Source organism: Actinokineospora fastidiosa, assembly GCF_014648415.1.
GTDB classification, from domain to species: Bacteria; Actinomycetota; Actinomycetes; order Mycobacteriales; family Pseudonocardiaceae; genus Actinokineospora; species Actinokineospora fastidiosa.
Genome location: NZ_BMRB01000001.1, coordinates 298651 through 325138, shown reverse-complemented (window position 1 = coordinate 325138; position 26488 = coordinate 298651). Strand labels below are relative to the sequence as shown.

Genomic DNA, 26488 nt, shown 5'->3' with positions numbered 1-26488 from the left:
TCGCCCAGTGAGCGGGGAGGTTCGACTCTAGGGTGGACATAGCCCGGCGGATGAGGGCCGTTTCGCGCGGAGCCCTGTTTCGAGTCACGCGAAACAGCCTATTTTGCGAAACACCAGCCGTCGAGTCGCTGGACAGGGTGAACTCGGGCGGTCGCCGGGAGCGTCGGTCGGCCGCGTAGGCTTGGGAGGAGAACCCCTTCCGGTGGCTTCAGGTCCCGGGCAGGGGTCTGTCCGCGTTCGTGCACATCGCGTCGAAAAGGGACCAAGCGTGGCGAAGGCTCCGTTGAACGGGCTGCTCGAGACTGTTCTCCAAGACCCCTCCCTCACCGCCGTCGTGGAGGCTGCCGGGGCGGGGAGCCTGGCGCTGGACGGGCCGGTGGCCGCGCGGCCGCTCGTCGTCGCGGCGCTGGCCGGGGCGGGGAAGGCCGTGCTCGCCGTCACCGCGACCGGGCGGGAGGCCGACGACCTCACCGCCGTCCTCGGCGACCTGATCGGGCGCGAGAAGGTCGCCAACCTGCCCTCGTGGGAGACGCTGCCGCACGAGCGGCTGTCCCCGCGCGCGGACACCGTCGGCGGGCGGTTGGCGATCCTGCGCAGGCTCGCCCACCCCGAGGAGCACCCCGACGGCCCGCTGCTGGTCGTCGTGGCGACCGTGCGCAGCCTGATCCAGCCGATGGCGCCCGGCCTGGGCGAGCTGCGGCCGGTGATCCTCACCGTCAACGCCGAGTCCGACTTCGAGCAGACCATCGCCCGCCTCGCCGACCTCGCCTACGCGCGCGTCGACATGGTCGAGAAGCGCGGCGAGTTCGCCGTGCGCGGCGGCATCGTCGACCTGTTCCCGCCGACCGCCGAGCATCCCGTGCGGGTCGAGTTCTGGGGCGACGAGGTCACCGAGATCCGGCCGTTCTCCGTGGCCGACCAGCGGTCGCTGCCCGGCGAGCTGGCCACCGTCACCGCGCCGCCCTGCCGCGAGCTGCTGCTCACCGACGCCGTCCGGTCGCGCGCCGCCGAGCTGGCCAAGCACCACGGGGCCGACGCGCACCTGCACGAGATGCTGACCAAGCTCGCCGAGGGCATCCCCACCGAGGGCATGGAGGCGCTGATCCCCGCGCTGCTCCCCGGCGAGATGCAGCTGCTCACCGACGTCCTGCCCGACGGCGCGCACGTCCTGCTCAACGACCCGGAGAAGATCCGCACCCGGGCCCACGACCTCGTCCGCACCGGCCAGGAGTTCCTGGAGGCCTCCTGGATGGCCGCCGCGGGCGGCGGCAAGGCCCCGATCGACCTCGGCGCGTCGGCCTACCGCGACCTCAACGACATCGCCGCGCACGCCCGCGACACCGGCCACCCGTGGTGGACGCTCAGCCAGCTGACCGGCGGCGACGCCCACCACATCGACATCCGGCCGGTCGACTCCTACCGAGGCGACGTCACCCGCGCCTTCGCCGACCTGCGCGCGCACACCGCCGCGGGCGGGGCCGCGGTGCTGGTCGTGCCCGGACACGGCACCGCCCAGCGCGCCGTCGAGCAGCTCGCCGAGGCCGAGGTGCCCGCCACCTTCGCCGAGGACGGCCTGACGGAGGAGCCAGCGAAGGGCCTGGTCACCGTCGTGCAGGGCTGCCTCGACGACGGCTTCATCGCCGCCGGTCGGGCGCTGGCCGTGCTCACCGAGGCCGACGTCACCGGCGGCAGGCACGGCACGTCCACCCGGGACATGTCGGTCAAGATGCCGTCGCGGCGGCGCAACGCCGTCGACCCGCTGGCGCTCAAGCCGGGCGACTACGTCGTGCACGAGCAGCACGGCATCGGCCGCTACGTCGAGATGGTGCAGCGCGCGGTCAAGGACGCCGCCGGGGGTTCGGTCACCCGCGAGTACCTGGTCCTGGAGTACGCCAGCGCCAAGCGCGGCCAGCCCGGCGACCGGCTGTTCGTCCCCACCGACCAGCTCGACGAGGTCTCCCGCTACGTCGGCGGCGAGCTGCCCACGCTGAACAAGCTCGGCGGGTCGGACTGGAAGAACACCAAGGCCAAGGCGCGCAAGGCGGTCAAGCAGATCGCCGCCGAACTGGTCCAGCTCTACGCCGCGCGCCAGGCCGCGCCCGGGCACGCCTTCGGCGCGGACACGCCGTGGCAGCGCGAGCTGGAGGACGCCTTCCCGTTCACCGAGACCATCGACCAGATGGCCGCGATCGACGAGGTCAAGGCCGACATGATGCGCCCGGTGCCGATGGACAGGGTGATCTGCGGCGACGTCGGCTACGGCAAGACCGAGATCGCCGTGCGCGCGGCGTTCAAGGCCGTGCAGGACGGCAAGCAGGTCGCGGTGCTCGTGCCCACGACGCTGCTCGCCCAGCAGCACCTGAACACCTTCGCCGGGCGCATGCACTCGTTCCCGGTCACGGTCAAGGGCCTGTCCCGCTTCACCGACCCGATGGAGTCCGAGGCGACGGTCGCCGGATTGGCCGACGGCTCGGTCGACATCGTCATCGGCACGCACCGGCTCCTGCAGACCGGACTGCGGTACAAGGACCTGGGTCTGGTCATCGTCGACGAGGAGCAGCGCTTCGGCGTCGAGCACAAGGAGCACATCAAGGCGCTGCGCACGCACGTCGACGTGCTGACGATGTCGGCGACGCCGATCCCGCGCACGCTGGAGATGTCGCTGGCGGGCATCCGGGAGATGTCGACCATCCTGACCCCGCCGGAGGACCGCCACCCGATCCTGACCTACGTCGGCGCGTACGACGACAAGCAGGTGGCCGCCGCCATCCGGCGCGAGCTGCTGCGCGACGGCCAGGTGTTCTACGTGCACAACCGGGTGTCGTCGATCGAGAAGGCCGCGCGCAGGCTGCGTGAGCTGGTCCCGGAGGCGCGGATCGTCACCGCGCACGGCCAGATGAACGAGGACCGGCTGGAGAAGATCATCCAGGGGTTCTGGGAGCGCGAGCACGACGTGCTCGTGTGCACGACGATCGTCGAGACCGGGTTGGACATCTCCAACGCGAACACGCTGATCGTCGAGCGCGGGGACATGCTGGGCCTGGCCCAGCTGCACCAGCTGCGCGGCCGGGTCGGGCGCGGGCGCGAGCGCGGGTACGCGTACTTCCTGTACCCGCCGGAGGCGCCGCTGACCGAGACCGCGCACGACCGGCTGGCCACCATCGCCCAGAACACCGAGCTGGGCGCGGGCATGGCGGTGGCCATGAAGGACCTGGAGATCCGCGGCGCGGGCAACATCCTGGGCGCCGAGCAGTCCGGCCACATCGCGGGCGTCGGCTTCGACCTGTACGTGCGCCTGGTCGGCGAGGCGGTCGAGGCGTTCCGCAAGCACGCGGGCGCACCGGGGGCCGAGGACGAGGACGAACTGGCCGAGGTCCGCGTCGACCTGCCGATCGACGCCCACCTGCCGCACGACTACGTCCCCGGCGAACGCCTGCGGCTGGAGGCCTACCGCAAGATCGCCGCGGCCGTGGACGAGGACGGCCTGGCCGCGGTCCGCGAGGAACTGGTGGACCGCTACGGCGAGCCGCCGGTCCCGGTGGACAACCTGCTGGCCGTCGCCCGCTTCCGCCAGCTGTGCCGCAAGCACGGCGTCACCGAGGTCGTCACCCAGGGCAACACCATCCGCTTCGCCCCGATGCCCCTGCGCGACTCCCAGATGATCCGCCTCAAGCGCCTGTACCCGAAGGCCGTTTACAAGGCCGTCACCGACACGGTCTCGGTGCCCCGCCCGACCGAAGGCGCCGCAGGCGGCCGCATGGGCGCCCCCGTCCTCCGCGACCGCGACCTCCTCGACTGGTGCGCCAGGTTCCTGGAGTCCCTGGCCGCCACCCCGGCCCCGGTGGGCTGAGTCAGCGGCGGTGGAGGAGGACGTAGCCGTCGGCTTCGCGGACCCGGGTGTACGCGGTCCATTCGAGCGTGGCCAGTTCGCGGGCTTGGTCGTCGGCGGGGGAGGGCCATTCGCCGAAGTCGGTGTCGACGAGGAGCCATTCGGCGTCCACCGGGTTGCCCTGGTAGGTGGGGAACAGCTGGACGGTGTGGGTGGCGGTCAGTTGGGGCGCGAGGTGGTTGGACGCGGCCACCGTCGTCCCCTCCGGGATCAGCGCGATCAGGGCGCGGGCGGTGTGGACGCGGTCGTCGGCGCGCCAGTGGCGGTCGTCGAGGATGGTGGTGACGCTGAAGGCGGCCATCACGACCGTCGCGGCCACGACAAGCCTGCGCAGGCCCGTGTGCCAGCAGACGCGGTCCCGGAGCGGTGGGCGGGGCGTGGTGGGCAGGCGGTCGGCGCGGGAATGCGCCTGGAGGGCGTGGATGAGCGCGGCGAACACGATCGGCATCAGGACCGCGTCGTAGTGGAAGCCGGTGGCGGCGTGGAACGGGTTGGCCGAGGTGAAGCGCCACAGCAGGGTGGGGGCGGCCAGCAGCGCGATGGGCGAGAACGCCGCCAGCAGCGCGGTCGGGGCCAGCAGCGCGAGCAGGGTCAGCAGGTTCACCGGGGACGCCAGCCGGTCCAGCACCAGCAGGCAGGCGTCGAGCGGGCCGACGTCGGACAGCCCCAGGTTGTGCCCCTGGCCGTACGACCCGTCCGGCGCGAACGCCGGGATCACCACCCCCACGATCAGCGCGAACGCGCCCAGCCCCACCCCCACCACGGCCATGCCCATCCGACGCTGACCCTGCAGGAACAGGTATCCGCCCACAGCCGCCACGGTGAGGCACAGGTCCTCCTTGACGAACACCAGCGGCAGCGACCACGCCACCGCGTGCCCCCACCGCCGCTCGACCAGCGCCACCGCGGCGAACGCCAGCAGCGGCACGGCCAGGCTCACCTCGTGGAAGTCGAAGTCGACCGCCGCCAGCAGCCCCCACGACAGCCCGTACCCGGCCCCCACCACGTACCCGAACGGCGCGCCCAGCCTGCGCACCGCCAGGCGGGTCAGCGGGACGGCCGACACCGCCAGCAGCGCCGACTGCGCCACCAGCAGCGTGACCGCGTCGGGAAAGAGCCGGTAGACCGGCGCGAGCACGGCCAGCGCGGGATGGAAGTGGTCGCCGAGCAGGGAGAACCCGGGCCCGCGCAGCGGCGACACCGGCGCCCGCCCCTCGGCGTACGCGCGCACTGCCTGCTCGAAGATGCCCAGGTCGTACCCGGTCGTCTGCATCATCAGGTGCCGGTTGACCGACATGGCGCCGTAGAAGGCGAACAGCAGCACCGCCAGCCAGCGCTCGGGCCACCGGCTGACCCGCGCGCGCACTTGCAGGACCGTCGTCACGTGTGCGCCCCCTCGCGTCGTCCGGACGGACGGTAGCGAGCCGCGCCGTCCACCGGATCAGGACGCCCGCACCTGCGGAACTCGCCCGAACGGGTGCCCGTCGAGCTGAGGAACCCTTATGAGAGGCTTCAGCACTGTGACCACTGTCATTCGCCGCCGTCGCGGGCTTGCGTTGCTGTCGGTTGTGGTCGGGCTGGTGCTGAGCGCCTGCTCGTCAGGGCCGAGCCAGGTCAACGCCGCGGCCATCGTGGGTGGGAAGACCATCCCGGTGGACCGGGTGCAGGAACTGGTCGACCGGGCCGTCGAGATCGAGCCCGCCGCCCAGGTGCTGGCCGACCAGCGCAAGCTGGACCTGCTGTCCCGGGCGATCCTGCGCCAGCTCGTGCTCACCGAGCTGACCGACGCCTACGCGCGCAAGCACTCGGTCACCGTCGACCCCGGCCAGGTGAACCAGCTGGCGGCGCAGGTGACCCAGACGCTGAAGCCGTTGCCCACCGACGGCAGCGCGACCGCGGACGTCATCGTCGAGCAGGCCGTCAACCGGGTGTTCGACCCGGCGGAGCTGGCCCGCGGCTACCTGATCCGGCTCAAGCTCGGCCAGCAGGCCGCGCCGACGCTGGCGGTCACCTTCGACTACGTCCTGGTCAGCCCCGGCGGACCGGACGAGCCCGCCGGGTCGCTGCGCGGCAAGGCCGAGGACATGGCCCGCAGGCTCGCCGTGAGCCCCGAGGAGGCAGCACGGGTCGTCCGCGCCGAGATCGCCGCGGGCAGCCAGGCAGGCGAGGGCGAGGTCTTCACCGCGACCGGCGTCGGCGAGCTGGCGGGCACCGTGCTGTTCGGCACGCCGCCGGGCAACGTCGTGGGCTTCCAGCCCAGCCCGGAGAACCCCGCGTGGGTGGTCGCGGTGATCCGCGAGCGCAGCACCGACGCGCAGCCCGACCCGGCGGCCACCGACGACCCGCGCCTGGCCACCGCGCTCGGCCCGCGCATCCTGCAGCCGATGGTGGACGAGATCGGCGTCAAGATCAGCCCCCGCTACGGCGTGTGGGACACCGCGGCGATGGGCGTGGCCGCCAGCGAGCAGGAGACCACCGGGTTCGTGATGCCGATGGGGACCGCGAAGCCGTGACCGACTCCGCGGTCGTGCTCGTGCGCGGCCGGACCGTCCCGGACTCCGCGGTGCCGCTGCTGCGCACCGCGGCCCGGGTGGAGGTCGTGGGCGGCGTCGACCCCGCGCTGGCCGCGCCCGGCCCCGCCGACGGCTCGGTCGTGCTGCTCACCGACGACCTGACCCACCCGGCCGCCGCCGCGCTGCTGGCCGAGGGCGTCCCGCTGCACGCGGCCCCGGGCACCGGCCTGGTCGCCGCGGCCGAGGTCATGGACCGGCTGCGCTCCCCGGGCGGCTGCCCGTGGGACGCCGAGCAGAGCCACGAGTCCCTGCGCCAGTACCTGGTCGAGGAGTGCTACGAGCTGCTGGAGGCCATCGACGACGGCGACCGCGCCGCGCTGCGCGAGGAACTCGGCGACGTCCTGCTGCAGGTCCTCTTCCACGCCCGGGTCGCCGAGGAGCACCCGACCGACCCGTTCACCGTCGACGACGTCGCCGCCGACCTGGTCGCCAAGCTGGTCGGCAGGCACCCGCACGTCTTCGGCGACGGCGACCCCGCCGTGCGCGACGCCCGCACCCAGGAGCACCGCTGGGAGGAGCTCAAGCAGCGGGAGAAGCGCCGCGCATCCTGTGTGGACGGGGTCGCCCTCGGCCAGCCCGCGCTGGCGCTGGCCGCCAAGCTCGTCCAGCGCACGGCCCGCGCTGGCCTGCCCGCCGACCTGCTGCCCTCCGGCGGCACCCCCGGCGCCCGGCTGTTCGACACCGCCGCGCTGGCCAGGCTCGCTGGCCAGGACCCCGAGGGCGAGCTGCGGGCCGTCGCCCGCGCCTTCGCCGCCGACGTCCGCGCCGCCGAGACCGCCGCCCGCGCGGCGGGCGTCGACACCCTCACCGAGGACGACTGGCGCGCGTACTGGCCCCGATAACTGTGACGAACATCGCAGCTGTTTGATGTTTAAAATCGGGCGACGCTGGTACGGCGCGCATTGTTCGCTCAGCGGGACAACGCAGGGCCCTGAACTGGGCCGTTTGGCAGATTCTTTTCCGGAAACGCCAGCGCACCATGGACGTACCGCTCGTCCATAGGAGTTCCCCGTGCGTCGTTTGTTTGTCTTCGCCTGCTGTGCCGCACTCACCGTGATCAGCGGTGCGCACGCCTCCGCTCAGGTCCTGCCCCCGCCGTACGCCTCGAACACCGATTCCGCCGCGGTCGCCGTCGTGGACGTGTGGGCCGGGCTCAAGAGCGTCCTCTAGCCGCCTCCACCCGCAAATCGTCGTCGCGCTGTGCCGAGGGTGACTACGTTGGCAGGGTGACCGACGCCTACCTGAGATTCCCCCATGTGCGCCACGACCTGATCACGTTCGTCGCCGAGGACGACGTGTGGCTGGCGCCCGTCGCGGGCGGCCGTGCCTGGCGGGTGTCCGCCGACCAGGTCCCGGTGGCCAATCCGCGGTTGTCCCGCGACGGAACGGCCATCGCATGGCGCAGTGAGCGCGACGTCGAGCCCGAAGTGCACCTCGCCCCGGTCGACGGCGGCCCGAGCACCCGCCTGACCTACTGGGGCGACCTGCGCACGTCCGTGCGCGGCTGGACGCCGGACGGGCACGTGCTGGCCACCTCGTCGGTCGGCCAGGCGTCGCGGTCGCGGTCGTGGGCCTACGCCGTGCCGACCGACGGGTCCCCCGCGACCCGGCTGCCCTTCGGCCACGTCAGCGAGGTCGACATCGCCGACGGCGGCGGCGTGGTGGTCGGCAGCGTCTACTTCCGCGAGCCCGCGCACTGGAAGCGCTATCGCGGCGGCACCGCGGGCAAGGTGTGGGTCGACGCCGACGGCAGCGGCGGGTTCACCCGCATCCTGTCCGAAGTGGACGGCAACATCCAGTCGCCGATGTGGGTCGGCGGCCGGGTGGCGTTCCTGTCCGACCACGAGGGCGTCGGCAACCTCTACTCTTGCCTGCCCGACGGCTCCGACCTGCGCAAACACTCCAGCCACGAGCAGTTCTACGCGCGCAACGCCAGCACCGACGGCGAGCGGGTCGTCTACCACCGCGCGGGCCGGATCTGGCTGCACGACAGCCTCGACGCCGAGCCGCGCCCGGTCGACATCCGCCTCGGCGGACCCCGGGTGTCGCGCCAGCCCCGGCAGATCTCGCCCGCGCCGCACCTGGGCGACGTCGGCCCGGACAAGACCGGCCGCGCCAGCGTGGTCGAGGTGCGCGGCACCATCCACTGGCTGACCCACCGCGACGGCCCGGTGCGCGCGCTCGGCGTCGCCGACGGCGTGCGGGGCAGGCTGCCCCGCGTGCTCGGCGACACCGGCCGCGTCGTCTGGGTCACCGACGTCGACGGCGAGGACGCCCTGGAGTTCGCCCCGGTCGCGGGCGTCGACCCGGGCGACACCCCGCGCCGGGTGGGCGCCGGGCAGCTGGGCCGGGTGCTGGAGCTGGCGACCTCGCCGGACGGCAAGCGCGTCGGCCTGGCCACCCACGACGGGCGGCTGCTGCTCGTCGACGCCGAGGACGGCGACATCCGCGAGGTCGTGCGGGCCACCGAGTCCGACCCGACCGGGCTGGTGTTCTCCCCGGACTCGGCCTGGCTGGCCTGGTCGCACCCGGGCCCCGACCCGCTGCGCCACATCCGCATGGTCAACACCGCCGACCTGTCCATCGTGGACGTGACGCCGCTGCGGTTCGTCGACTGGGAGCCCGCGTTCACCGCGGACGGCAAGCACATCGCGTTCCTGTCCGCGCGCAGCTTCGACCCGATCTACGACGTGCACGTGTTCGACCTGTCCTTCGCCAACGGGACCCGGCCCTACCTGGTGCCGCTGGCCGCCACCACGCCGTCGCCGTTCGCCCCGCTGCGCGACGGCAGGCCGTTCGGCGAGGACAAGGACGACAAGGGCAAGGACGACGACAAGGACGACGACGACAAGACGCCGCGCACCAGCGTCGACGTCGAGGGCATCGAGGACAGGGTGGTCGCCTTCCCGGTGCCCGCGGCCCGCTTCTCCGGGCTGTGGGCGGTCAAGGGCGGCGTGCTGTGGCGGCGCGACCCGCTCACCGGCTCCCTCGGCGACGACCTCGACGTGCTCGGCGAGGCCGAGCCGCGCTCGGTGCTCGAGCGCTTCGACCTGGCCAAGCTGAAGATCGACACCCTGGTCGACGGCTTCGACCGGGTCTGGCCGAGCGGCGACGGGCAGCGGCTCGTCGTCAAGGACGGCAACTCCCTGCGCGTCGTCCCCGCCGACCGCAAGTCCGACTCCGACGACCGCTCCGAGGACAACATCGGCGTCGACCTCAGCCGCATCCGCGTGCGGGTGGACCCGGCGGCCGAGTGGCGGCAGATGTTCGACGAGAACGGCCGCCTCATGCGCGACCACTTCTGGCGCGCGGACCTCGGCGGCGTCGACTGGGCGGGCGTGCTCGACCGGTACCGCCCGCTGGTGGACACCGTCGGCTCGCACGACGACCTCGTCGACCTGCTGTGGGAGGTCCAGGGCGAGCTCGACACCTCGCACGCCTACGTCATGCCGCCGGGCACTGGCGCCGACGACAAGCGCAGGCTCGGCCTGCTCGGCGCCGACCTCGAGCGCGACGCCGACGGCCGGTGGCGGATCACCCGCGTCGTGCCGGGGGAGAGCTCCGACCCGCGCGCCCGCTCGCCGCTGCGCGCGCCGGGCGTCGCGGTGCGCGCGGGCGACGCGATCACCGCCGTCGACGGCCGTCCCGTGGACCCGGACCGCGGGCCCGCCCCGCTGCTGGTGGGCACGGCGGGCAAGCCGGTCGAGCTGACGGTCCTGCCCAAGGACGGCGGGTCGGTGCGCCGCGTCGTCGTCGAGCCGCTGCTGGACGACGAGCCGCTGCGCTACCAGGCGTGGGTGGCCGACCGGCGCGCCCACGTGCACGCCGCGTCCGACGGGCGCGTCGGCTACCTGCACGTGCCGGACATGATCGCCAGCGGCTGGGCGCAGTTCCACCGCGACCTGCGGATGGAGATGCGCCGCGAGGGCATCGTGGTCGACCTGCGGGAGAACCGAGGCGGCCACCTCTCCCAGCTGATCATCGAGAAGCTGGCCCGGCGCATCGTCGGCTGGGGCCGCGCCCGCGACGGCTACTACCTGGAGACCTACCCGGCCGACGCGCCGCGCGGCCCGGTGGTGGCGGTCGCCGACGAGTTCTCCGGCTCCGACGGCGACATCGTCAACGCCGCGATCAAGGCGCTGGGCATCGGCCCGATCGTGGGCACCCGCACCTGGGGCGGCGTCGTCGGCATCGACATGCGGTACCGGCTGGTCGACGGGACCATGGTCACCCAGCCGCGCTACGCCACGTGGATGCAGGGCTACGAGTGGGGCGTGGAGAACCACGGCGTCGACCCCGACGTCGAGGTGCCGATCACGCCGCAGGACCACGCCGCCGGCCGCGACCCGCAGCTGGACACCGCGGTGCGCATCGCGCTGGAGACCCTGGCCGAGCGCCCGGCGCTGACCCCGCCGGACATCCCGCCGCTGTAGCCGATCACCGTGCCGGGGGTGGCTTTCCCCGCCGCCCCCGGCAAGATCGGCGGCATGGACTTCTCCGCGATGATCCGCGCCAACGAGGCCAACTGGGACGCGCGCGTCCCCATCCACGTGGCGAGCCGGTTCTACGCCGAGGAACCCTCGGCGTGGTTCGCCCCGCACGAGTGGGACGACCTCGGCGATCTCGCGGGCCGCGACGTCGTGCACCTGCAGTGCCACATCGGCAGCGAGACCCGCGCCCTGGCCGAGCGCGGCGCGCGCGTCACCGGGCTGGACCTGTCGGCCGCGTCGCTGGAGGCCGCGCGGGCGGTCCCCGGGATCACCTACGTGCACGGCGACGTGCTGGCCGCCGTCGACGCCCTGGGCCCCGAGCGCTTCGACGTCGTCTACACCGGCAAGGGCTCGCTCGTCTTCGTCCCCGACCTGCCGCTGTGGGCCGAGCAGGTGGCCGGGCTGCTGCGCCCGGGCCGGTTCCTCTACCTCGTGGAGTTCCACCCGGTGCTCTACACCCTCGGCCTGATCCCGAGCGACGACGAGACCCTGACCCTGCGCGACGACTACCTCGGCGACCGCGGCCCGATCCGGGTCGACGGCACCTATACCTACACCGACGGCCCGCCGCTGTCGGAGGCCACGGAGTACTACGAGTGGCGGCACGGCCTGGGCGAGGTGATCACCGCCCTGCTCGGCGCGGGCCTGCGCCTCGACCTGCTGCGCGAGACGCCGGAGATCCCGTGGAAGCGCTGGGAGGGCATGGTCAACACCGTCGGACCATGGCACCGCCTGCCCGACGACGCGCCCCGCATCCCGCTGATGTACGCCCTGCGGGCAGTTAAGCCCTGATCAGCCCGGGGGCGGACGGTCCGGGGGCGCGGGCACGTAGCCTGGGTGGCGTGGCCGACATGCTGACCGCGGATCCGCCCCGCCCGCCCGGGGCCCGCCGACCGCTGCGCAGACTGGCCTTGGCGGCCGTGCTGGTGTTGCTCGCGGGCACCGGGATCTTCGTGCTTGAGGTGATCGACCGCCCGGCGGCCGCGCCCCGGCAGCCCGCGTTCGTGGTGCCGCAGCTGGACGTCGACCCCGGCGCCGCCGCGCCGCAGGGCCGTCCCGCCCCGGTCCAGCCGGACCTGGCCGGGTGGGCCGAGCGGTTCGCCGCGGCCACCGACATCCCCGCGCGGACGCTGGTGGCCTACGTCAACGCCGAGTCGCGCATCCGGGGCACGGCCCCCGGCTGCAACCTGACCTGGACCACCCTGGCGGGCATCGGCCGCGTGGAGTCCCACCACGGCCGCTACAACGGCACCCGGATCAACCCCGACGGCAGCCTGTCCAAGCCGATCATCGGCATCCCGCTCGACGGTTCCCCCGGCGTGAAGGCCATCCCGGACACCGACGGCGGCCGCCTCGACGGCGACACCCGCTGGGACCGCGCCGTCGGGCCGATGCAGTTCCTGCCGTCGACCTGGGCCCGCTGGTCGCTGCGCGCGAACGCCGACGGCGCGCCGGCCGATCCGCAGAACGTCGACGACGCCACCCTGACCGCCGCGCACTACCTCTGCGCCAGCGGCGGCGATCTCGCCACCGGCGAGGGCTGGTGGAAGGCCGTGCTGACCTACAACCGCTCCGAGCGCTACGGCCGCGACGTGTTCAGCGGCGCCGACGCCTACGCCCGCAAGGCCGCCGAGATCAAGTAGGCGAAGCGGGAACCCGGCCTAGCGGTCGCGCTCCACCGCCAGCCGGGCCGAGATCTCGCCGAAGGCCTCCTGGTACTCCGGGGCCGGGTTCATGGCGACCGCGATGCGCAGCTGGGTCTGCGCCTCCTCCAACCGGCTCTGCCGCTGCAGGGTCCGCCCCAGGGCGAAGCGGGCGTAGTGGTCGGTCGGGTCCAGCTCCAGCACCCGCAGGAACGCCGCCTCGGCCCGGCGCAGCTGGGCCGAGCCCAGATAGGCCCGGCCCGCCAGCAGGTGCACCGACGGGGCGTTCGGCTCGGCCTCCAGGACAGGGGCCAGCGCCGCGAGGGCGTCCAGCGGGCGGCGCTGGGCCACCAGCCGTTCCGCCTGGCGGAAAGCCGCGAAGGTGCGGTCGGCGTCCTGGGTCATGGTCCACTCACAGTACGCGCACGCAGCGCTTTTTCGATAGGCGCGACAGGCGTGCCACGGAACTGACCGGACAGGCGTCCCGCTAGGCTCGGAACCGACACGAAGGACGCTTTGTGAGGAGCTGGACGTGGCTGTCATCGAGCAGGTCGGCGCGCGCGAGATCCTGGATTCCCGCGGCAACCCCACCGTCGAGGTGGAGGTGGCGCTCGACGACGGCACGCTCGCCCGCGCCGCCGTCCCCTCCGGCGCGTCGACCGGTGAGCACGAGGCGGTCGAGCTGCGCGACGGCGACCCCAAGCGGTACCTGGGCAAGGGCGTGGAGAAGGCCGTCACGGCCGTGCTCGACGAGATCGGCCCCGAGCTGAGCGGGATCGACGCCGTCGACCAGCGCATCGTCGACCAGAAGCTGGTCGACCTCGACGGCACGCCGGACAAGTCGCGCCTGGGCGCCAACGCCATCCTCGGCGTCTCGCTGGCCGTGGCCAAGGCGGCGGCGGAGTCCAGCGGCCTTGAGCTGTTCCGCTACCTCGGCGGCCCCAACGCGCACGTGCTGCCGGTGCCGATGCTGAACATCCTCAACGGCGGCTCGCACGCCGACACCAACGTCGACATCCAGGAGTTCATGATCGCGCCGATCGGCGCGGACTCCTTCCGCGAGGCGCTGCGCTGGGGCGCGGAGGTCTACCACTCGCTCAAGTCCGTCCTCAAGAGCAAGGGCCTGGCCACCGGCCTCGGCGACGAGGGCGGCTTCGCGCCGAACCTGGGCACCAACCGCGAGGCGCTCGACCTGATCATCACCGCGATCGAGAAGGCGGGCTACGCCGTCGGCCGCGACATCGCGCTCGCGCTGGACGTGGCCGCCACCGAGTTCTTCTCCGACGGCGCCTACACCTTCGAGGGCGCCCGCAAGTCCGCCGAGGAGATGTCGGCCTACTACGCCGGGCTGGTCGACGCCTACCCGCTGGTCTCGATCGAGGACCCGCTGTCGGAGGACGACTGGGACGGCTGGGTGCGCCTGACCGCCGACCTCGGCGAGCGCGTCCAGCTCGTCGGCGACGACCTGTTCGTCACCAACCCCGACCGGCTGGAGGAGGGCATCGCCCGCCGCGCCGCCAACGCGCTGCTGGTCAAGGTCAACCAGATCGGCACGCTGTCGGAGACGCTGGACGCGGTCACCCTGGCCACCTCCTACGGCTACCGCAGCATGATGAGCCACCGCTCCGGCGAGACCGAGGACACCACCATCGCCGACCTGGCCGTGGCCACCGGCGTCGGCCAGATCAAGACCGGCGCCCCGGCCCGCAGCGAGCGGGTGGCGAAGTACAACCAGCTGCTGCGCATCGAGGAGACCCTCGGCGACGCCGCCCGGTACGCGGGCGACCTCGCCTTCCCCCGGTTCTCCGCGGAGGCGTGATGGCGGGCCCGGACCGGACCCGCGGGCGGCGGACGGCCGCGCGCGGGCCGGTCCGCGGCCTGTCCCGGCGCATCGCCGCGCTGAGCCTGCCCTTCGGGGTCACCACCACCCGGCGCGCGGCCATCCTGGCGACCGTGGTCTGCGCGCTCGCGCTGAGCGTCGCCGTGCCGCTGCGCACCTACCTGTCGCAGCGCTCCGAGGTGGAGATCCAGGAGCAGCGCCAGGCCGAGCTGCGCGCGCAGGTCGACCAGCTGGAGCGCAGGCGCGCGGAGCTGGCCGACCCGGAGCAGATCAAGGCCGAGGCCCGCGCCCGGCTGCGGTTCGTGATGCCGGGGGAGACCCCGTACATGGTGGAACTGCCCAGCGAGGGGCAGCCGGACCAGGAGCGCACGCCGCTCCCCGACCAGGCGTGGTACCAGGAGCTGTGGGAGTCGATGGCGGGATGATCGCCGAAGCCGATATCGCCGTCGTGGCCGAGCAGCTGGGCCGGACTCCGCGCGGGGTGCGGGCCGTCGCCGCCCGCTGCCCGAGCGGGCACCCCAACGTCATCCAGACCAGTCCGCGGCTGCCCGACGGCACCCCGTTCCCGACGCTGTACTACCTCACGTGCCCCCGGCTGAACTCCCTGGTCAGCACGCTGGAGACGACCGGGCTCATGCGGGAGATGACCGAGCGGCTGGCCGCCGACGCCGCGCTGGCCGCCGCCTACCGGGCCGCCCACGAGTCCTACCTGGCCGAACGCGACGCGATCGAGCCGCTGGGCACCGACGTGACGGCGGGCGGCATGCCCACCCGGGTCAAGTGCCTGCACGTGCACGTCGCCCACGCCCTGGCCAAGGGGCCGGGGGTCAACCCGTTCGGCGACGAGGCCATCGCCCGGCTCGCGGGCGAGTGGCCCGCCGGTGACTGCGTGGCTACCGCCGGTTCCGACGAATCGGCGACAACTGCGCATTAGGTGACAAGGAACCGTCCAGAAGGGCAACTGGGAACAGACCTTTGGGCGTGCTCCCTGAGATTTTCCCCAGATTCGGTGACTCTCGGCCACGGATGAGGCATGGTAGGTGGCCGGACACGTTGGGTCACCCGAGGGCGATCGGCCTCACGGGTGGCGTTCGACACGAGGGGCGGGTCAACCATCGTGAGTGGGAAGCAGGGCGGACGGCACCGCAGGGGTCGCGAGCGGGGCAGGCGGCGCAGCGCCGTCGCCGCCGCGGGCGCGATGCTGCTGGTCCCCGTCGCGGTGGCGGGTGAGCCCGCGCCGTGGCTGGAGCCCGGCGACGACGTCGCGCTCGCGGGCAACCCGGGCGGAGCGCTCGGCGGCGGCCTCGACGACCCCGGCACCCTCGGCGCCGACGGCTCCAAGCCGGAGAACGACCGGATCGGCCCGAAGATCCTGGAGCTGGCCGACAAGCCGGACCTGCTGGCGCTGACCGGCGGCCCGACGGCGGGCTACCCGAGCGGCCCGCTGGGCATCCCCGGCAACATGCTCAGCGCGTACATGCGCGCCGCGCAGACCCTCGCCGCGACCACGCCGAACTGCAACCTCAAGTGGCCGCTGCTGGCCAGCATCGGCCGCATCGAGTCCGGCCACGCCCGCGGCGGGCGCGCCGACGCCAAGGGCGACACCATCGGCCGCATCCTCGGCCCCGAGCTCAACGGCGCGGGCCCGGTCGCGGCCATCGCCGACACCGACGGCGGCCGCTACGACGGCAACACCGTCTGGGACCACGCGGTCGGCCCGATGCAGTTCATCCCGTCGACCTGGGCGGGCTACGCCTCCGACGGCAACGGCGACGGCGTGTCCGACCCGAACAACATCTACGACGCCACCCTCGGCGCGGGCAAGTACCTGTGCTCGGGCGGGATGGACCTGTCGGACCCGAAGCAGCTGGCCACGGCCATCTTCCGCTACAACCACTCCGACAGCTACGTCCGCACGGTGATCCTCTGGTCGAACGCGTACGGCAAGGGCGTCACGCCGTTGGCCCCGGTCCCGGTGCGGGACATCCCGCAGCCTGCGAACCCGCCGTCGAACTCCGACTCCGGCCAGGTCCCGCCGCCCACGACGGGCAGCCCGACGACCAGGCCCACCACGACGCCGCCCACGACGACGACCGTGCCGCCCAGCCGGGAGACCCGCCCGCCCGTCTCCCCGAGCCGTCCGACCAGGACCACGTCGCCGACCACCACCACGACGACCACCACGTCGCCGACGACGACCACGACGACGACCACGAGCCCCTCGTGCGAGACGCCGACCCCGACGACCACCGCCCCGACGACGCCGACGACGACCACGACGCCCGTCGAGGACCCGTGCGCGCCGGAGGGGACGGACGAGGCCCAGAGCACCACCACGACGTCCCCGACGCCGACCTCGGCCACCTCGTCCACGCCGCTGTAAGCGCGGAAGCCACGCCCCGGACGCCGACCGCGCGTCCGGGGCGTTTCTTCTAAGCTGCCGCCATGACCCGTGTGGCGGCGATCGACTGCGGAACGAACTCCATCAGGCTGCTGGTGGCCGACGCCACCGACCGCGGCGACGGCACGCACTGGCTGCGCGACGTGCACCGGGAGATGCGGATCGTGCGGCTCGGCCAGGGCGTGGACGGCACCGGCGTGCTGGCCCCGGAGGCCCTGGCCCGCACCCGCGCCGCCCTCGCCGACTACGCCGCCATCCTGCGCCGCAAGGGCGCCGAGAAGGTCCGCATGGTCGCCACCTCGGCCACCCGCGACGCCGCCAACCGCGACGAGTTCTTCGGCATGACCGCCGAGCTGCTGGGCGCGCCCGCCGAGGTCATCAGCGGCGACGAGGAGGCAGCGCTCTCGTTCACCGGCGCGGTGGCGGGCCTGGAGCCCGATGACGGCCCGTTCCTGGTCGTCGACATCGGCGGCGGATCGACCGAACTGGTCCTGGGCGGCTGGGACGGCGTGCGCGCCGAGGTCGAGGCCGCCCGCTCGGTCGACATCGGCTGCGTGCGCATCACCGAGCGCGCCCTGCGCTCGGACCCGCCGACCGCCGCCGAGGTCGCCGCCGCCGACGCGCTGGCCGAGGAGATCCTGGCCCCCGCCTTCGCCGCCGTGCCCGTCGGCCGCGCGCGCACGTGGGTCGGTGTCGCGGGCACGGTGACCACGCTCGGCGCCATCGCGCTCAAACTGGACGAGTACGACTCCGACGCCGTCCACCTGTCGCGGCTGTCCGCCGCCCAGATCGCCGAGCTCACCGAGTCGCTGCTGACCGCGACGCACGACGAACGCGCCGCCGACCCGGTCATCCACCCCGGCCGGGTGGACGTGATCGGCGGCGGCGCGGTCGTCCTGCGTGCGCTGGCGCGGCGGCTGTTCGCCGAGACCCCGGTCGCGGACCTCGTGGTGTCCGAACACGACATCCTCGACGGGATCGCGCTGTCCCTGCTCTAGGAGGCGGACTTCACGAACGCGGCGAGGTCCTTGGACTGCTGCACCCGCGACGGCTCGTGGACGTACATCATGTGGCCTGCCGGGTAGTACTTCACCTCGATATTGCCGCGCAGCTCGTCCGGAATGGACAGATGCGCGATGGTGTGCTCGGTGGCGAAGTACGGGGTGGCGCCATCGGTGTAGCCCGACGCGACGTGCACCTTCAGGTGCGGGTTGCCGCGCATCGCCTTCGACAGGCGGTCGGTGACGGTCACGTGCGAGTTCTCGAAGTCCTTGTAGGACCACGCCTTGTGCGCGTCGACGCTGAGCACCTCGTAGGCGAGATCGTTGGTGTAGCCCAGTTCCGCGCGCAGGTAGTGGTTGATCGCCGCGGTGTACGCGCCGGTGATCGCGGTCGCGGACGGGTCGTCGACGCTCAGCTCGCGGCCGTAGTCGGACTCCCAGCCGGTGAAGCGGCCGTCGAGCCGCCCGACCGTGCGCCGCGACGGGCGCAGCAGCTCCGCGAAGAACCGCATGTGCTCGATCCGCAGGTCCACGCGGTCGATGTAGTCGGCGGACAGGCCCGTCAGCTTCGCCACCCGCTCGACGGCGGACGCGCGCTCGGCCGAGGAGAGCCTGCTGCCCTGGGCCAGCGCCCACGGGTAGTCCTTGGCCGCGAACTCCTCCGCCTCGGCGAGGACGTCCTTGAGCGGGCGCTTGCCGTGCAGGCCGTGGTAGTGCGCGATCGCCGCGTATGTCGGCAGGAACAGCGCGTAGGGCAGGTCGTTGCCCTCCTTGAAGTTCAGCGTGCCGAAGTCCAGCACCGACGAGATCAGCATCAGCCCGTTGAGGTACATCCCGTGGCGCTGCTGCAGGTGCAGCGCCAGGCCGCCCGCGCGGGTCGTGCCGTAGGACTCGCCCGCGAGGAACTTGGGCGAGAGCCAGCGCCCGTTGCGGGTCGTCCAGAGCCGGATGACCTCGCCGACGCACTCCAGGTCGCCGGTGAAGCCGAGGTGGTCCTGCGCGCCCTCGCCGTCGACCGGGCGGGTGTAGCCGGTCGACATCGGGTCGGTGAACACCAGGTCGCTGTGCGCCAGCAGGGACTCGGGGTTGTCGGCCAGCGCGTACGGCGGGGCGGCCAGCGCGCCCGCGTCGCCGGAGACCACCCGGCGGGGGCCGAGCACGCCCAGGTGCAGCCAGGTGCTGGACGAGCCGGGGCCGCCGTTGAACGCGAAGGTCACCGGGCGGGTCGCGGGCTCGGCGTCGTCGAGGGTGTAGGCGGTCAGGAACACCGACGCCTTCGGGACGTGGCCGGTGAACTTGCCGTCGGTCGTCACCTCCTGCCGGAGCACGATCCGCCCGGTGGTGGCGGTGTACTTCAGCTTCCGGCGCCCGGCGGCCAGCACGTGCTGGGTGGTCACCAGGTCGTCGGCGGGCTCCGGCGCGGTGGCGTCGGGCTTGGTCGGCGTGACGGTTTCGTCGTGGGTGTCACTGGATGGCATGCCGCCGACATTACGTGCTCTTCCGGGGGGTAGCGTCGAAACATGTCCATGGCGGATCTCGACCGGCAGGTCGTCGACTGCCGGGCCTGCCCCCGGCTGGTCGCCTGGCGCGAGGAGGTAGCGCGGGTCAAGCGCGCGGCGTTCCGGGACGAGACCTACTGGGGCCGCCCGGTTCCCGGGTTCGGGCCTGCGGACGCCAAGCTCGCCGTCGTCGGCCTGGCGCCCGCCGCGCACGGCGCGAACCGCACCGGTCGCATGTTCACCGGGGACCGCTCCGGTGACGTGCTGTACGCCGCGATGCACGCCGTCGGCCTGGCGTCGCAGCCGACGGCCACGCACATCGACGACGGCCTGACCCTGATCGGCACCCGCATCACCGCGCCGGTCAAGTGCGCGCCGCCCGCCAACAAGCCGACGCCGGAGGAGCGCGACACCTGCGGCGCGTGGCTGAAGCAGGAGCTGGCCCTGCTGCGGCCGACCCTGCGCGCGGTCGTGGTCCTCGGCGCGTTCGGCTGGCAGGCGCTGCTGCCGCTGCTCACGGTGGCCTGGCACGTCCCGGTGCCGCGCCCGAGGTTCGGCCACGGCGTCCAGTACACCCTCGACGCCCGCGACGGCGGGCCGCCGCTGAAGGTGTTCGGCTGCTTCCACGTCAGCCAGCAGAACACCTTCACCGGCAAACTGACTCCCGCGATGGTCGAGGCGGTGCTGGCCGGCGCGCGGGACGCCGCCGGTATCTGAGATTTAGTCAAATAATTGCCGAAACCAACCGCCCGGTTGTGGGAATGGTGCGCACTGGACCTGTCCGTCGAACTTGTGGGACGATCGGCAATGTGACGCGTGCGCGAGCCGGAATGGCATTGGGGCTCGCCGTGGTCGGCGTCTGGAGCGCAATTGCCGCCGTTCTGTCGGCATTGGCGGTGCACCGGCTTGGCGGTTTCGGATGGTTGCCGTCCATGCTGGTGGGCCTCGGCGCCGCGATGGGCGTCGGCGCCGCCGCCGAACCCCTGCTCGGCGCCCGCGCCCCCCGTGCTGCCTGCGTGCGCAGGCGGGCGGCCCCCCGGCGGACCAGGCCCGCGGCGCGCGCGCCGCGGGCCATGCCGCGTTCCCGGCCGTGATCAGCGCGCGCGGGTCCAGCGGGGGCCGATGGGCTTGGCCACCAGGTGCGCGATGCGGTCCTCAAGGAAGTCCTTGGTCTGGCTCGCGCTGAGCGCGACCTCCGCGGTGGCCGACAGCCGCTCCCCGAACTCATCGATGCGCGGCGAGCCGTCCCGGACGATGTAGTCCGCGCCCGCGTTCTCCACGTAGACGATCACCGAGCCGCCGTCCAGCAGCATGGTCACGAACGGGCCCCATAGCCCCCGGTGCACGCCGGCGTCATAGGGGATCACGCGGATGTCGATGTTGCGCTTGTCGGACAGGTGCCGCAGGTGGCGCAGCTGCTCGCGCATGACCTGCGGCCCGCCGACCATCCGGTGCAGCGCGCCCTCGTCGATCAGGAAGGACAGCTCCGGGCCGGGGTCCTCGTGCAGGATGGCCTGCCGGTCGACCCGGGCGGCGATCAGCGCGTCGAGCTTCTCGCCCTCGTGCGCCGCGCCGAGCAGGGCGCGGGCGTAGCCGGGGGTCTGCAGCAGGCCGGGGACCAGGTACGGGTGCACGTGCCGGATGGCGATCGCGGAATCCTCGTAGGACAGCAGCGTCTGGTATTCCGGACTGAGCACCTTGCGGTATTTGGCGTACCAGGACGGCCTGCGGGACTCCCTGGCCATGACGAGCAGCTGTTCGGCCACGTCGTCGGCGGTGCCGTAGACGGCGAGCAATGCCTTGGTGTCCGAGGTGGAGATGCCGACGGACGCGTTTTCGATGCGCAGCAGCTTGGAGAGCGACCAGTCGACCGCGCGCGCGGCCTCCGCCTGGGTGAGGCCGACGCGCTCGCGTTCGACACGGAGCGTGTCGCCGAGGCGTCGGCGCTGGACCTTGGGATCGGGCTGCCTTCCACGGGCCATAGTGACCTCCGCTGAGTGGGGAGCGGATCTCAGCCTAACTGGTGATCATCCGTGCGGCTGAATGATTGACGGCGAGTAGCCATGTGGCGGTTCGCAACACGGCAGGTGGGAACCTAGCACGTGCGCCGCCGGGGTTTCACCTGGTTGGCTCGGTGTCGGGTCCGGATCGGTGCTCGTCGTGGCCGAAGCTGACGCAGAGTGACCACTGCTCGCATCCGACATACGGCCGATCATCCGCACCCGGGCAGCGGATTCTGCCTTTCCTGCGCACCCGGAATAATCGGCGCGGTTATGGCTAGATCTCACCTCGATAGGGGGAGCGGTGTCCGCTGTCAGAAGCGAATGGCGTCGGAGCAGGCGGAGTGTGAATAACGACTGCGTCGAACTGCGCGCCGCCGCGGGCCGGGTCCGCATACGCGACTCGAAGAATCCCGGCCAAATTCTGGACATTTCCCCAGCCGTCGGCGCGTGCTTCGTCGCCTACGTGAAGGCAGCCGCCGTGTCCTGAGCACCACCCGCGCACCACCCCGCGCGTGGCATGCTGCGTGCCATGTCGGGTCCCGCATCCAGGGAAGGCCGCACGACGGCGTGGACGCCCCACGCCCGCGTCGCGCTCGCCGTGGCCGCGTTGTTCGCGGTCGCCCTGGTCGCCGCCCGCGGCGGCTCGGCCATCCCGGTCGAGCCGGGCGCGGTGCGGGTCGTCGAGCCCCCGGAACGGCCGGTCCCCACCGAGTCGGGGCCTGCCGGGGAAGTCGACTCCGCCATCGATCTGATCGGCGGGGTGGGGGTCGGCCTGCTGCTCGCCGTGATCGGTGTCCTGGTGCTGATCGGCGCGGTGGGCGTGCTGGCCTCCTTCGGCATGCGCGGGTCCCGCAGGCGCCGCCGCGCCTCCACGCCCGTGCGGGCGGCCCAGTCGACGGTCGACGAGCAGGCGCAGGCGCTGCGCACGGCTGTCCGCGCGGGGATGGCGGACGTGGCCGCGCGCACGGGCGGCCCGCCCGGCGACGCGGTGATCGCGGCGTGGCTCGTCCTGGAGGACGCCGCCGCGGCCTGCGGCACCCGCCGTGGGCCCGCGGAGACCCCGTCGGAGTTCACCGCGCGGGTGCTCGCCGGTCATTCCGTCGACCCCGCGGCCCTCGCCGACCTGCGCTCGCGCTACCACCGGGCGCGCTTCGCGGGCGAGGCCACGGCGGAGGACGCGACCGCTGCCCGCGTGGCGCTGGCGCGCGTCGAGGAAACGCTGGCATGAGCACGGTCCGCGTTGTGCTGTCGTCGGTCATGGCCGGGGTCGCCGTGGTCGTGGTGGCGGCGTGGCCCGGCGGCGTGCCGGTGTTCTGGGCGGTGGCGCTGGCGCTCCCCGCCGCGGCGCTGACCGCGCTCGGCGCGCGGCTGTCCGGCCCGCTTGAGCCACTGTGGACACCCGTGCCGGACGCCCCGTCGGCGCCCGCCGAGTTGCAGGCGGCCACCCTTGCCGCCCGCCTCGCCGAGGCCGCCGCCGACCGCGACCGGTTCCTCAGCCGCGTGCAGCCGAGGCTGCGCAGGCTCGTCCTCACCCGGCTGCGCGAGCGCTGGCCGGACGTGTCTGATGTAGACGATCCAAGAGTGCGATCCCTGCTGGGCCCCGAGCACACCCTGCTCGTGACCGACGCGCCGCCGACCCCACAACGGTTGTCGGAGCTGCTCGACCGACTGGAGGAAGCGTGACGTCGTCCATTGTGGACATCGCGGATGCTGGGGCGCGGGTCCGCGCCGCCGTCGGGACCGCGGTGGTGGGCCGCGAGCGCACGGTGCGGCTGGCGCTGGCCGCGGTGCTCGCGGGCGGCCACGTGCTGCTGGAGGACGTCCCCGGGCTCGGCAAGACGCTGCTGGCCCGCGGTCTGGCCGCCGCGCTCGGCCTGGACTTCGCGCGCGTGCAGTGCACGCCCGACCAGCAGCCCGCCGACCTGACGGGCTCGTTCCTGTTCGACCCGGTCGAGCGCGAGTTCACCTTCCGCGCGGGCCCGGTGTTCACCGGCCTCCTGCTCGCCGACGAGATCAACCGCACGCCGCCGAAGACCCAGTCGGCGCTGCTGGAGGCCATGCAGGAGCGGCAGGTCACCGTCGAGGGCCGCACGTTCCCGCTGCCCCGCCCGTTCCACGTCCTGGCCACCGCGAACCCCGTCGAGTACGAGGGCACCTACCCCCTGCCCGAGGCCCAGCTCGACCGGTTCCTGCTGCGGCTGGACATCGGCTACCCGCCTGCCGATGAGGAGGTCGAGGTCCTCCGCAGGCGCCTGTCCCGCCAGTCCGAGGACGCGGTCGTCGAGCGCGTGGTCGACACCGAGGCCCTGCTGAACCTCCAGAAGGGCATCGAACAGGTCCCCGTCGACGACGACGTCCTCCGCTACTGCGTCGACCTGGCCCGGGCCACCCGCACCCACCCGGCGGTCGAGGTGGGCGCGTCCCCGCGCGGGTCGCAGGCGCTGCTGCTGGTGGCCCGCGCCTTGGCGGTGCTGGACGGCCGCGGGTACGTCCTGCCGGAGGACGTCAAGGAGTGCGCGGTCCCGGCCCTGGCCCACCGCCTGACGCTGAGCGCGGAGACGTGGAGCACCGGCACGACCGCCACCCAGGTCGTCACCGACCTCCTCGCCACCGTCCCCGGTCCCCCCAGCTCCCGGTGACCACCCCCCGCACGGCCCACGCCAGGCGGAAACGGCCGACGACCCACCCCGCCTCGCACGGCTTGACGTGCCGCAGCCCCCGGATGGGCAGCGCCGCCAGAACGGAACCCACCCCCACCTCGGCCGGTCCCCACCGCGCGCTCCGCGACCACCGACACCCCGGCCCACCACGCGACCACAAGCCTGCCCACCACCGCCCCGGCCCTTCAGCGACCACGCACCCCGCCTCAAACGCTCGCCTTGCCCACCTACGTCCGGTCCTCCGATCATCCGCTGCCCGGGTTCGGTTGGCGTGGTCGGTGCGGGGTCGCGCGCTGGTTTCGGGTTGGGAAGGTCAGGTGGTCGGCGAGCGGTGGTGCCTCGGCCCACCACGCCGTCACCACCCTGCTTGCCGTCGTCCCGGGCCTGTCCGGCACTCGGTGACCGCGCGCCCCGGTCGCGGTGGCCGCCGAGCTGCTTGCCTACCCCAAGTCCACCGATCACCCGGGGTTCGGCTGGTGAGGGATGGGGCGGGCGTGCAGGGCAGTCGATCCGTGTGCGCCAGCACCTCCGTCGACGACCTGCTGCCTACCCGGCCTGCTCACCGGTCGGGGGTGGTGGGCGGTGAGTAACCGGGTCCTTGACTGGGTGCGTGCTCGGCAGGCGGTTCGTGGGGTGGGGTGGCGGGGGACCGACGCCCTGTTCCGTGGGGCCGTCGGTGGGGTCGGGCTGGTCACGGCGGGAGTCGTCCTGCATCGGGTCGATCTGGTGTTGGTCGGGGCTCCGTTGCTCATAGGAACCGTGGTGGCGCTTGTCGTGCCCGTGGGGCGGGTGCCGACCGTGCGGGCGGGGCGGGTGCCGCGGACCGTTGACTCCGGGGGGAGTGCGAGCCTCGCCGTCGAGGTCGACGCTGGGCCTGGGGTTGAGTTCATCGCCGTGCGGTTGCCGGGGCCGGACGCGCCGGGGCCTGGGCCGGTGCACTTGCTGCCGCGTGCCGCCCACTACGCCTCCCGCCTGCGGTGGGACGCCTGGGGCGAGGGGGTCGACCTGCGGCCCGACCACCTGGCCGCAGGCCGGGACGCGCTGCTCATCAGCGGGCCCGTCACCGGGCCCGAGGGGCGGCGGACCGTGTTGCCCGTCGCCGAGCCGGTGCCGCCGGGGCCGTTGCCGCCGCGCGTCGCCGGGCTGGTCGGGGTGCACCGCGCGCCCCGGCCGGGGGACGGGACCGAGTTGCGGGCCGTGCGCCCGTTCCAGCTCGGCGACCGGGTCCGCCGGATCGACTGGCGGGTCACGCTGCGGGCGGGCGCGGCCACCGGCCTGCCCCTCGGCACGCTGCACGTCCGCGAGCGGCACGCCGAGGCCGACGCCGACCTGGTGCTCGCGCTCGACTCGCGCGTGGACGTCGGCGCCGAGCTGGCCGACTGGTCCATCGGCCCGGAGGGCGTGCGACCGGGCGGCAGCCTGGACACCGCCGTGCGCGCCATCGTCGGGCTCGCCGCGGGCTACCTGCGCCAGGGCGACCGCGTCGGGCTCGTGGACCTCGGCAGGCCCCAGCTCGGCCTGCCCCCGGGCGTCGGCCACCGGCACCTGCTGCGCATCCGCCACCAGCTCGTCGCGTGCGCGCGGTCGGCGGGGTGGGCGCCGCGCCCGGTCCTGCGGGCCGTCCCCGCAGGCGCTGTCGTGGTGGTCCTGACCCCGCTGCTGGACGACGCCATCGTCGACTGCGTCATCGGCGCGGCCCGGCACGGCGCCGCGATCGTCGTCCTCGACGTCCTGCCGAAGGACCTGCGCCCGGACCCGGAGACCGAGTGGGGCGACGTCGTCCGGCGCGTCGTGCTCACCGAGCACCGCGCCCGCCGGGCCGCGCTGCTCGCCCACGGCGTCCCGGTGGCCGACGAGGTCACCACGGCCCTGCGCCGGATCGGGAGGCGCAGGTGAGCGACGCCCTCGACGTCGGCCGCGGCGTCTCCGCGCTGTGGGTCCGCGCCGCCGTGGGCGCGGCCGCGGCGGGCATCGTCGTCGACCTGGTCCTGGCCGACGTCGCCGGTCTCGTCGGCTGGACCGCCGCCGTCCTCGCCGTGCTCTGCGTGCTGCTGCCCGCGTCGCCGGTGGCGCTGCTGTTGATCGTGCTGGCCGCCGTCGCCGTGGCCGTCGGCGCGCCCGCGCCGTTCTCGCCCGCGCTGCTCGCGCTGATCCCGCTGACCCACGCCCTGCACCTGTCCTCCGGCATCGCCGCTGTGCTGCCGCGCGGGGCCCGGGTGCACGGCTCCGCGCTGGTCGCGCCCCTGCGCAGAGCGTGCGCGATCCAACTCGCGGTGGGTCTCATTGTGATAGTCGCGACTTTTCTCCCGACCGGCCCGACGCCGCCCGCCGTCGAATTGGTCGCATTACTCTCCAGCGCGGCGATGGCACTGGCGGTAATACTTCTTGAACGATCCCGCAGGTGACGGCGATCCCCGTCACACCTGCGGAAACGTCCCGCGCGACTCCCGTCACACCAACGTGGGGGCGCCTCGCGGGCGCCCTAAACC

Annotated in this window: 24 protein-coding genes; 20 read left to right on the top strand and 4 right to left on the bottom strand. The window is 73.4% G+C overall.

Annotated features, from left to right (window positions below):
• Positions 1 to 268 precede the first annotated feature (268 nt).
• Entirely contained in the window at positions 269 to 3850 is a 3582-nt protein-coding gene (gene mfd / locus IEY98_RS01440) for a transcription-repair coupling factor (protein WP_189208459.1), read from the top strand.
• A gap of 1 nt (position 3851) precedes the next feature.
• Here mfd and IEY98_RS01435 read toward each other — a convergent pair whose 3' ends face one another.
• The gene (locus IEY98_RS01435) at positions 3852 to 5273 is read right to left on the bottom strand and encodes a DUF2079 domain-containing protein (protein ID WP_189208458.1); all 1422 of its coding nucleotides are present in this window, start codon (positions 5271 to 5273) and stop codon (positions 3852 to 3854) included.
• Between the two features lie 136 nt (positions 5274 to 5409).
• Between IEY98_RS01435 and IEY98_RS01430 the strand changes: the two genes are divergently transcribed.
• The 6 genes from IEY98_RS01430 (at position 5410) to IEY98_RS01405 (ending at position 12595) form a co-directional block, all read left to right on the top strand.
• Positions 5410 to 6402: a SurA N-terminal domain-containing protein gene (locus tag IEY98_RS01430; protein WP_189208457.1), complete on the top strand. Its 993-nt coding sequence runs from the start codon at positions 5410 to 5412 to the stop codon at positions 6400 to 6402.
• Positions 6399 to 7304, top strand: a complete 906-nt coding sequence (locus IEY98_RS01425) for a nucleoside triphosphate pyrophosphohydrolase (protein WP_189208456.1) — start codon at positions 6399 to 6401, stop codon at positions 7302 to 7304. The genes IEY98_RS01430 and IEY98_RS01425 overlap by 4 nt, the downstream gene beginning before the upstream one ends.
• Positions 7305 to 7473: 169 nt before the next feature.
• The gene (locus IEY98_RS01420; RefSeq protein WP_189208455.1) at positions 7474 to 7632 is read left to right on the top strand and encodes a hypothetical protein; all 159 of its coding nucleotides are present in this window, start codon (positions 7474 to 7476) and stop codon (positions 7630 to 7632) included.
• A gap of 56 nt (positions 7633 to 7688) precedes the next feature.
• The gene (locus IEY98_RS01415; protein ID WP_189208454.1) at positions 7689 to 10895 is read left to right on the top strand and encodes a S41 family peptidase; all 3207 of its coding nucleotides are present in this window, start codon (positions 7689 to 7691) and stop codon (positions 10893 to 10895) included.
• Between the two features lie 18 nt (positions 10896 to 10913).
• Entirely contained in the window at positions 10914 to 11744 is an 831-nt protein-coding gene (locus tag IEY98_RS01410) for a class I SAM-dependent methyltransferase (protein ID WP_229786445.1), read from the top strand.
• 59 nt (positions 11745 to 11803) lie between these two features.
• Positions 11804 to 12595, top strand: a complete 792-nt coding sequence (locus IEY98_RS01405) for a lytic transglycosylase domain-containing protein (protein ID WP_229786727.1) — start codon at positions 11804 to 11806, stop codon at positions 12593 to 12595.
• 18 nt (positions 12596 to 12613) lie between these two features.
• Here IEY98_RS01405 and IEY98_RS01400 read toward each other — a convergent pair whose 3' ends face one another.
• Positions 12614 to 13000, bottom strand: a complete 387-nt coding sequence (locus IEY98_RS01400; protein WP_189208452.1) for a tetratricopeptide repeat protein — start codon at positions 12998 to 13000, stop codon at positions 12614 to 12616.
• Between the two features lie 127 nt (positions 13001 to 13127).
• Between IEY98_RS01400 and eno the strand changes: the two genes are divergently transcribed.
• The 5 genes from eno (at position 13128) to IEY98_RS01375 (ending at position 17834) form a co-directional block, all read left to right on the top strand.
• Positions 13128 to 14414, top strand: a complete 1287-nt coding sequence (gene eno, locus IEY98_RS01395; RefSeq protein WP_189208451.1) for a phosphopyruvate hydratase — start codon at positions 13128 to 13130, stop codon at positions 14412 to 14414.
• Positions 14414 to 14860: an FtsB family cell division protein gene (locus tag IEY98_RS01390; RefSeq protein ID WP_189208450.1), complete on the top strand. Its 447-nt coding sequence runs from the start codon at positions 14414 to 14416 to the stop codon at positions 14858 to 14860. Before eno ends, IEY98_RS01390 begins: the two co-directional genes overlap by 1 nt.
• Positions 14857 to 15369, top strand: a complete 513-nt coding sequence (locus IEY98_RS01385; RefSeq protein ID WP_189208449.1) for a DUF501 domain-containing protein — start codon at positions 14857 to 14859, stop codon at positions 15367 to 15369. Before IEY98_RS01390 ends, IEY98_RS01385 begins: the two co-directional genes overlap by 4 nt.
• Before the next feature lie 183 nt (positions 15370 to 15552).
• On the top strand, positions 15553 to 16818 hold the full coding sequence (locus tag IEY98_RS01380) for a lytic transglycosylase domain-containing protein (RefSeq protein WP_229786444.1): 1266 nt from the start codon (positions 15553 to 15555) through the stop codon (positions 16816 to 16818).
• A gap of 62 nt (positions 16819 to 16880) precedes the next feature.
• Entirely contained in the window at positions 16881 to 17834 is a 954-nt protein-coding gene (locus tag IEY98_RS01375) for a Ppx/GppA phosphatase family protein (protein WP_189208448.1), read from the top strand.
• Here IEY98_RS01375 and IEY98_RS01370 read toward each other — a convergent pair.
• Complete coding sequence (locus IEY98_RS01370; RefSeq protein WP_189208447.1) at positions 17831 to 19315, bottom strand: S10 family peptidase; 1485 nt, start codon at positions 19313 to 19315, stop codon at positions 17831 to 17833. The genes IEY98_RS01375 and IEY98_RS01370 overlap by 4 nt on opposite strands.
• Positions 19316 to 19357: 42 nt before the next feature.
• Between IEY98_RS01370 and IEY98_RS01365 the strand changes: the two genes are divergently transcribed.
• Both IEY98_RS01365 and IEY98_RS01360 read left to right on the top strand, forming a co-directional pair.
• A complete protein-coding gene (locus tag IEY98_RS01365; RefSeq protein ID WP_189208446.1) occupies positions 19358 to 20053 on the top strand; it encodes a uracil-DNA glycosylase in 696 nt (231 codons plus the stop codon).
• A gap of 215 nt (positions 20054 to 20268) precedes the next feature.
• On the top strand, positions 20269 to 20430 hold the full coding sequence (locus IEY98_RS01360; RefSeq protein WP_189208445.1) for a hypothetical protein: 162 nt from the start codon (positions 20269 to 20271) through the stop codon (positions 20428 to 20430).
• On the opposite strand, the gene IEY98_RS01355 is transcribed toward IEY98_RS01360, so the two are convergent.
• Positions 20431 to 21318, bottom strand: a complete 888-nt coding sequence (locus IEY98_RS01355) for a helix-turn-helix domain-containing protein (RefSeq protein ID WP_189208444.1) — start codon at positions 21316 to 21318, stop codon at positions 20431 to 20433. It lies immediately after the preceding gene.
• Between the two features lie 322 nt (positions 21319 to 21640).
• Here IEY98_RS01355 and IEY98_RS01350 point away from each other — a divergent pair, with 322 nt between their 5' ends.
• The 6 genes from IEY98_RS01350 (at position 21641) to IEY98_RS01325 (ending at position 26404) form a co-directional block, all read left to right on the top strand.
• On the top strand, positions 21641 to 21826 hold the full coding sequence (locus IEY98_RS01350) for a DUF397 domain-containing protein (RefSeq protein ID WP_258905877.1): 186 nt from the start codon (positions 21641 to 21643) through the stop codon (positions 21824 to 21826).
• A gap of 42 nt (positions 21827 to 21868) precedes the next feature.
• Complete coding sequence (locus IEY98_RS01345) at positions 21869 to 22567, top strand: DUF4129 domain-containing protein (RefSeq protein WP_189208442.1); 699 nt, start codon at positions 21869 to 21871, stop codon at positions 22565 to 22567.
• The gene (locus IEY98_RS01340; protein WP_189208441.1) at positions 22564 to 23022 is read left to right on the top strand and encodes a hypothetical protein; all 459 of its coding nucleotides are present in this window, start codon (positions 22564 to 22566) and stop codon (positions 23020 to 23022) included. The genes IEY98_RS01345 and IEY98_RS01340 overlap by 4 nt, the downstream gene beginning before the upstream one ends.
• Complete coding sequence (locus IEY98_RS01335; RefSeq protein WP_189208440.1) at positions 23019 to 23978, top strand: AAA family ATPase; 960 nt, start codon at positions 23019 to 23021, stop codon at positions 23976 to 23978. Before IEY98_RS01340 ends, IEY98_RS01335 begins: the two co-directional genes overlap by 4 nt.
• Before the next feature lie 783 nt (positions 23979 to 24761).
• A complete protein-coding gene (locus IEY98_RS01330; RefSeq protein WP_229786441.1) occupies positions 24762 to 25895 on the top strand; it encodes a DUF58 domain-containing protein in 1134 nt (377 codons plus the stop codon).
• The gene (locus IEY98_RS01325; RefSeq protein ID WP_189208438.1) at positions 25892 to 26404 is read left to right on the top strand and encodes a hypothetical protein; all 513 of its coding nucleotides are present in this window, start codon (positions 25892 to 25894) and stop codon (positions 26402 to 26404) included. Before IEY98_RS01330 ends, IEY98_RS01325 begins: the two co-directional genes overlap by 4 nt.
• The last annotated feature ends 84 nt before the right edge of the window (positions 26405 to 26488 follow it).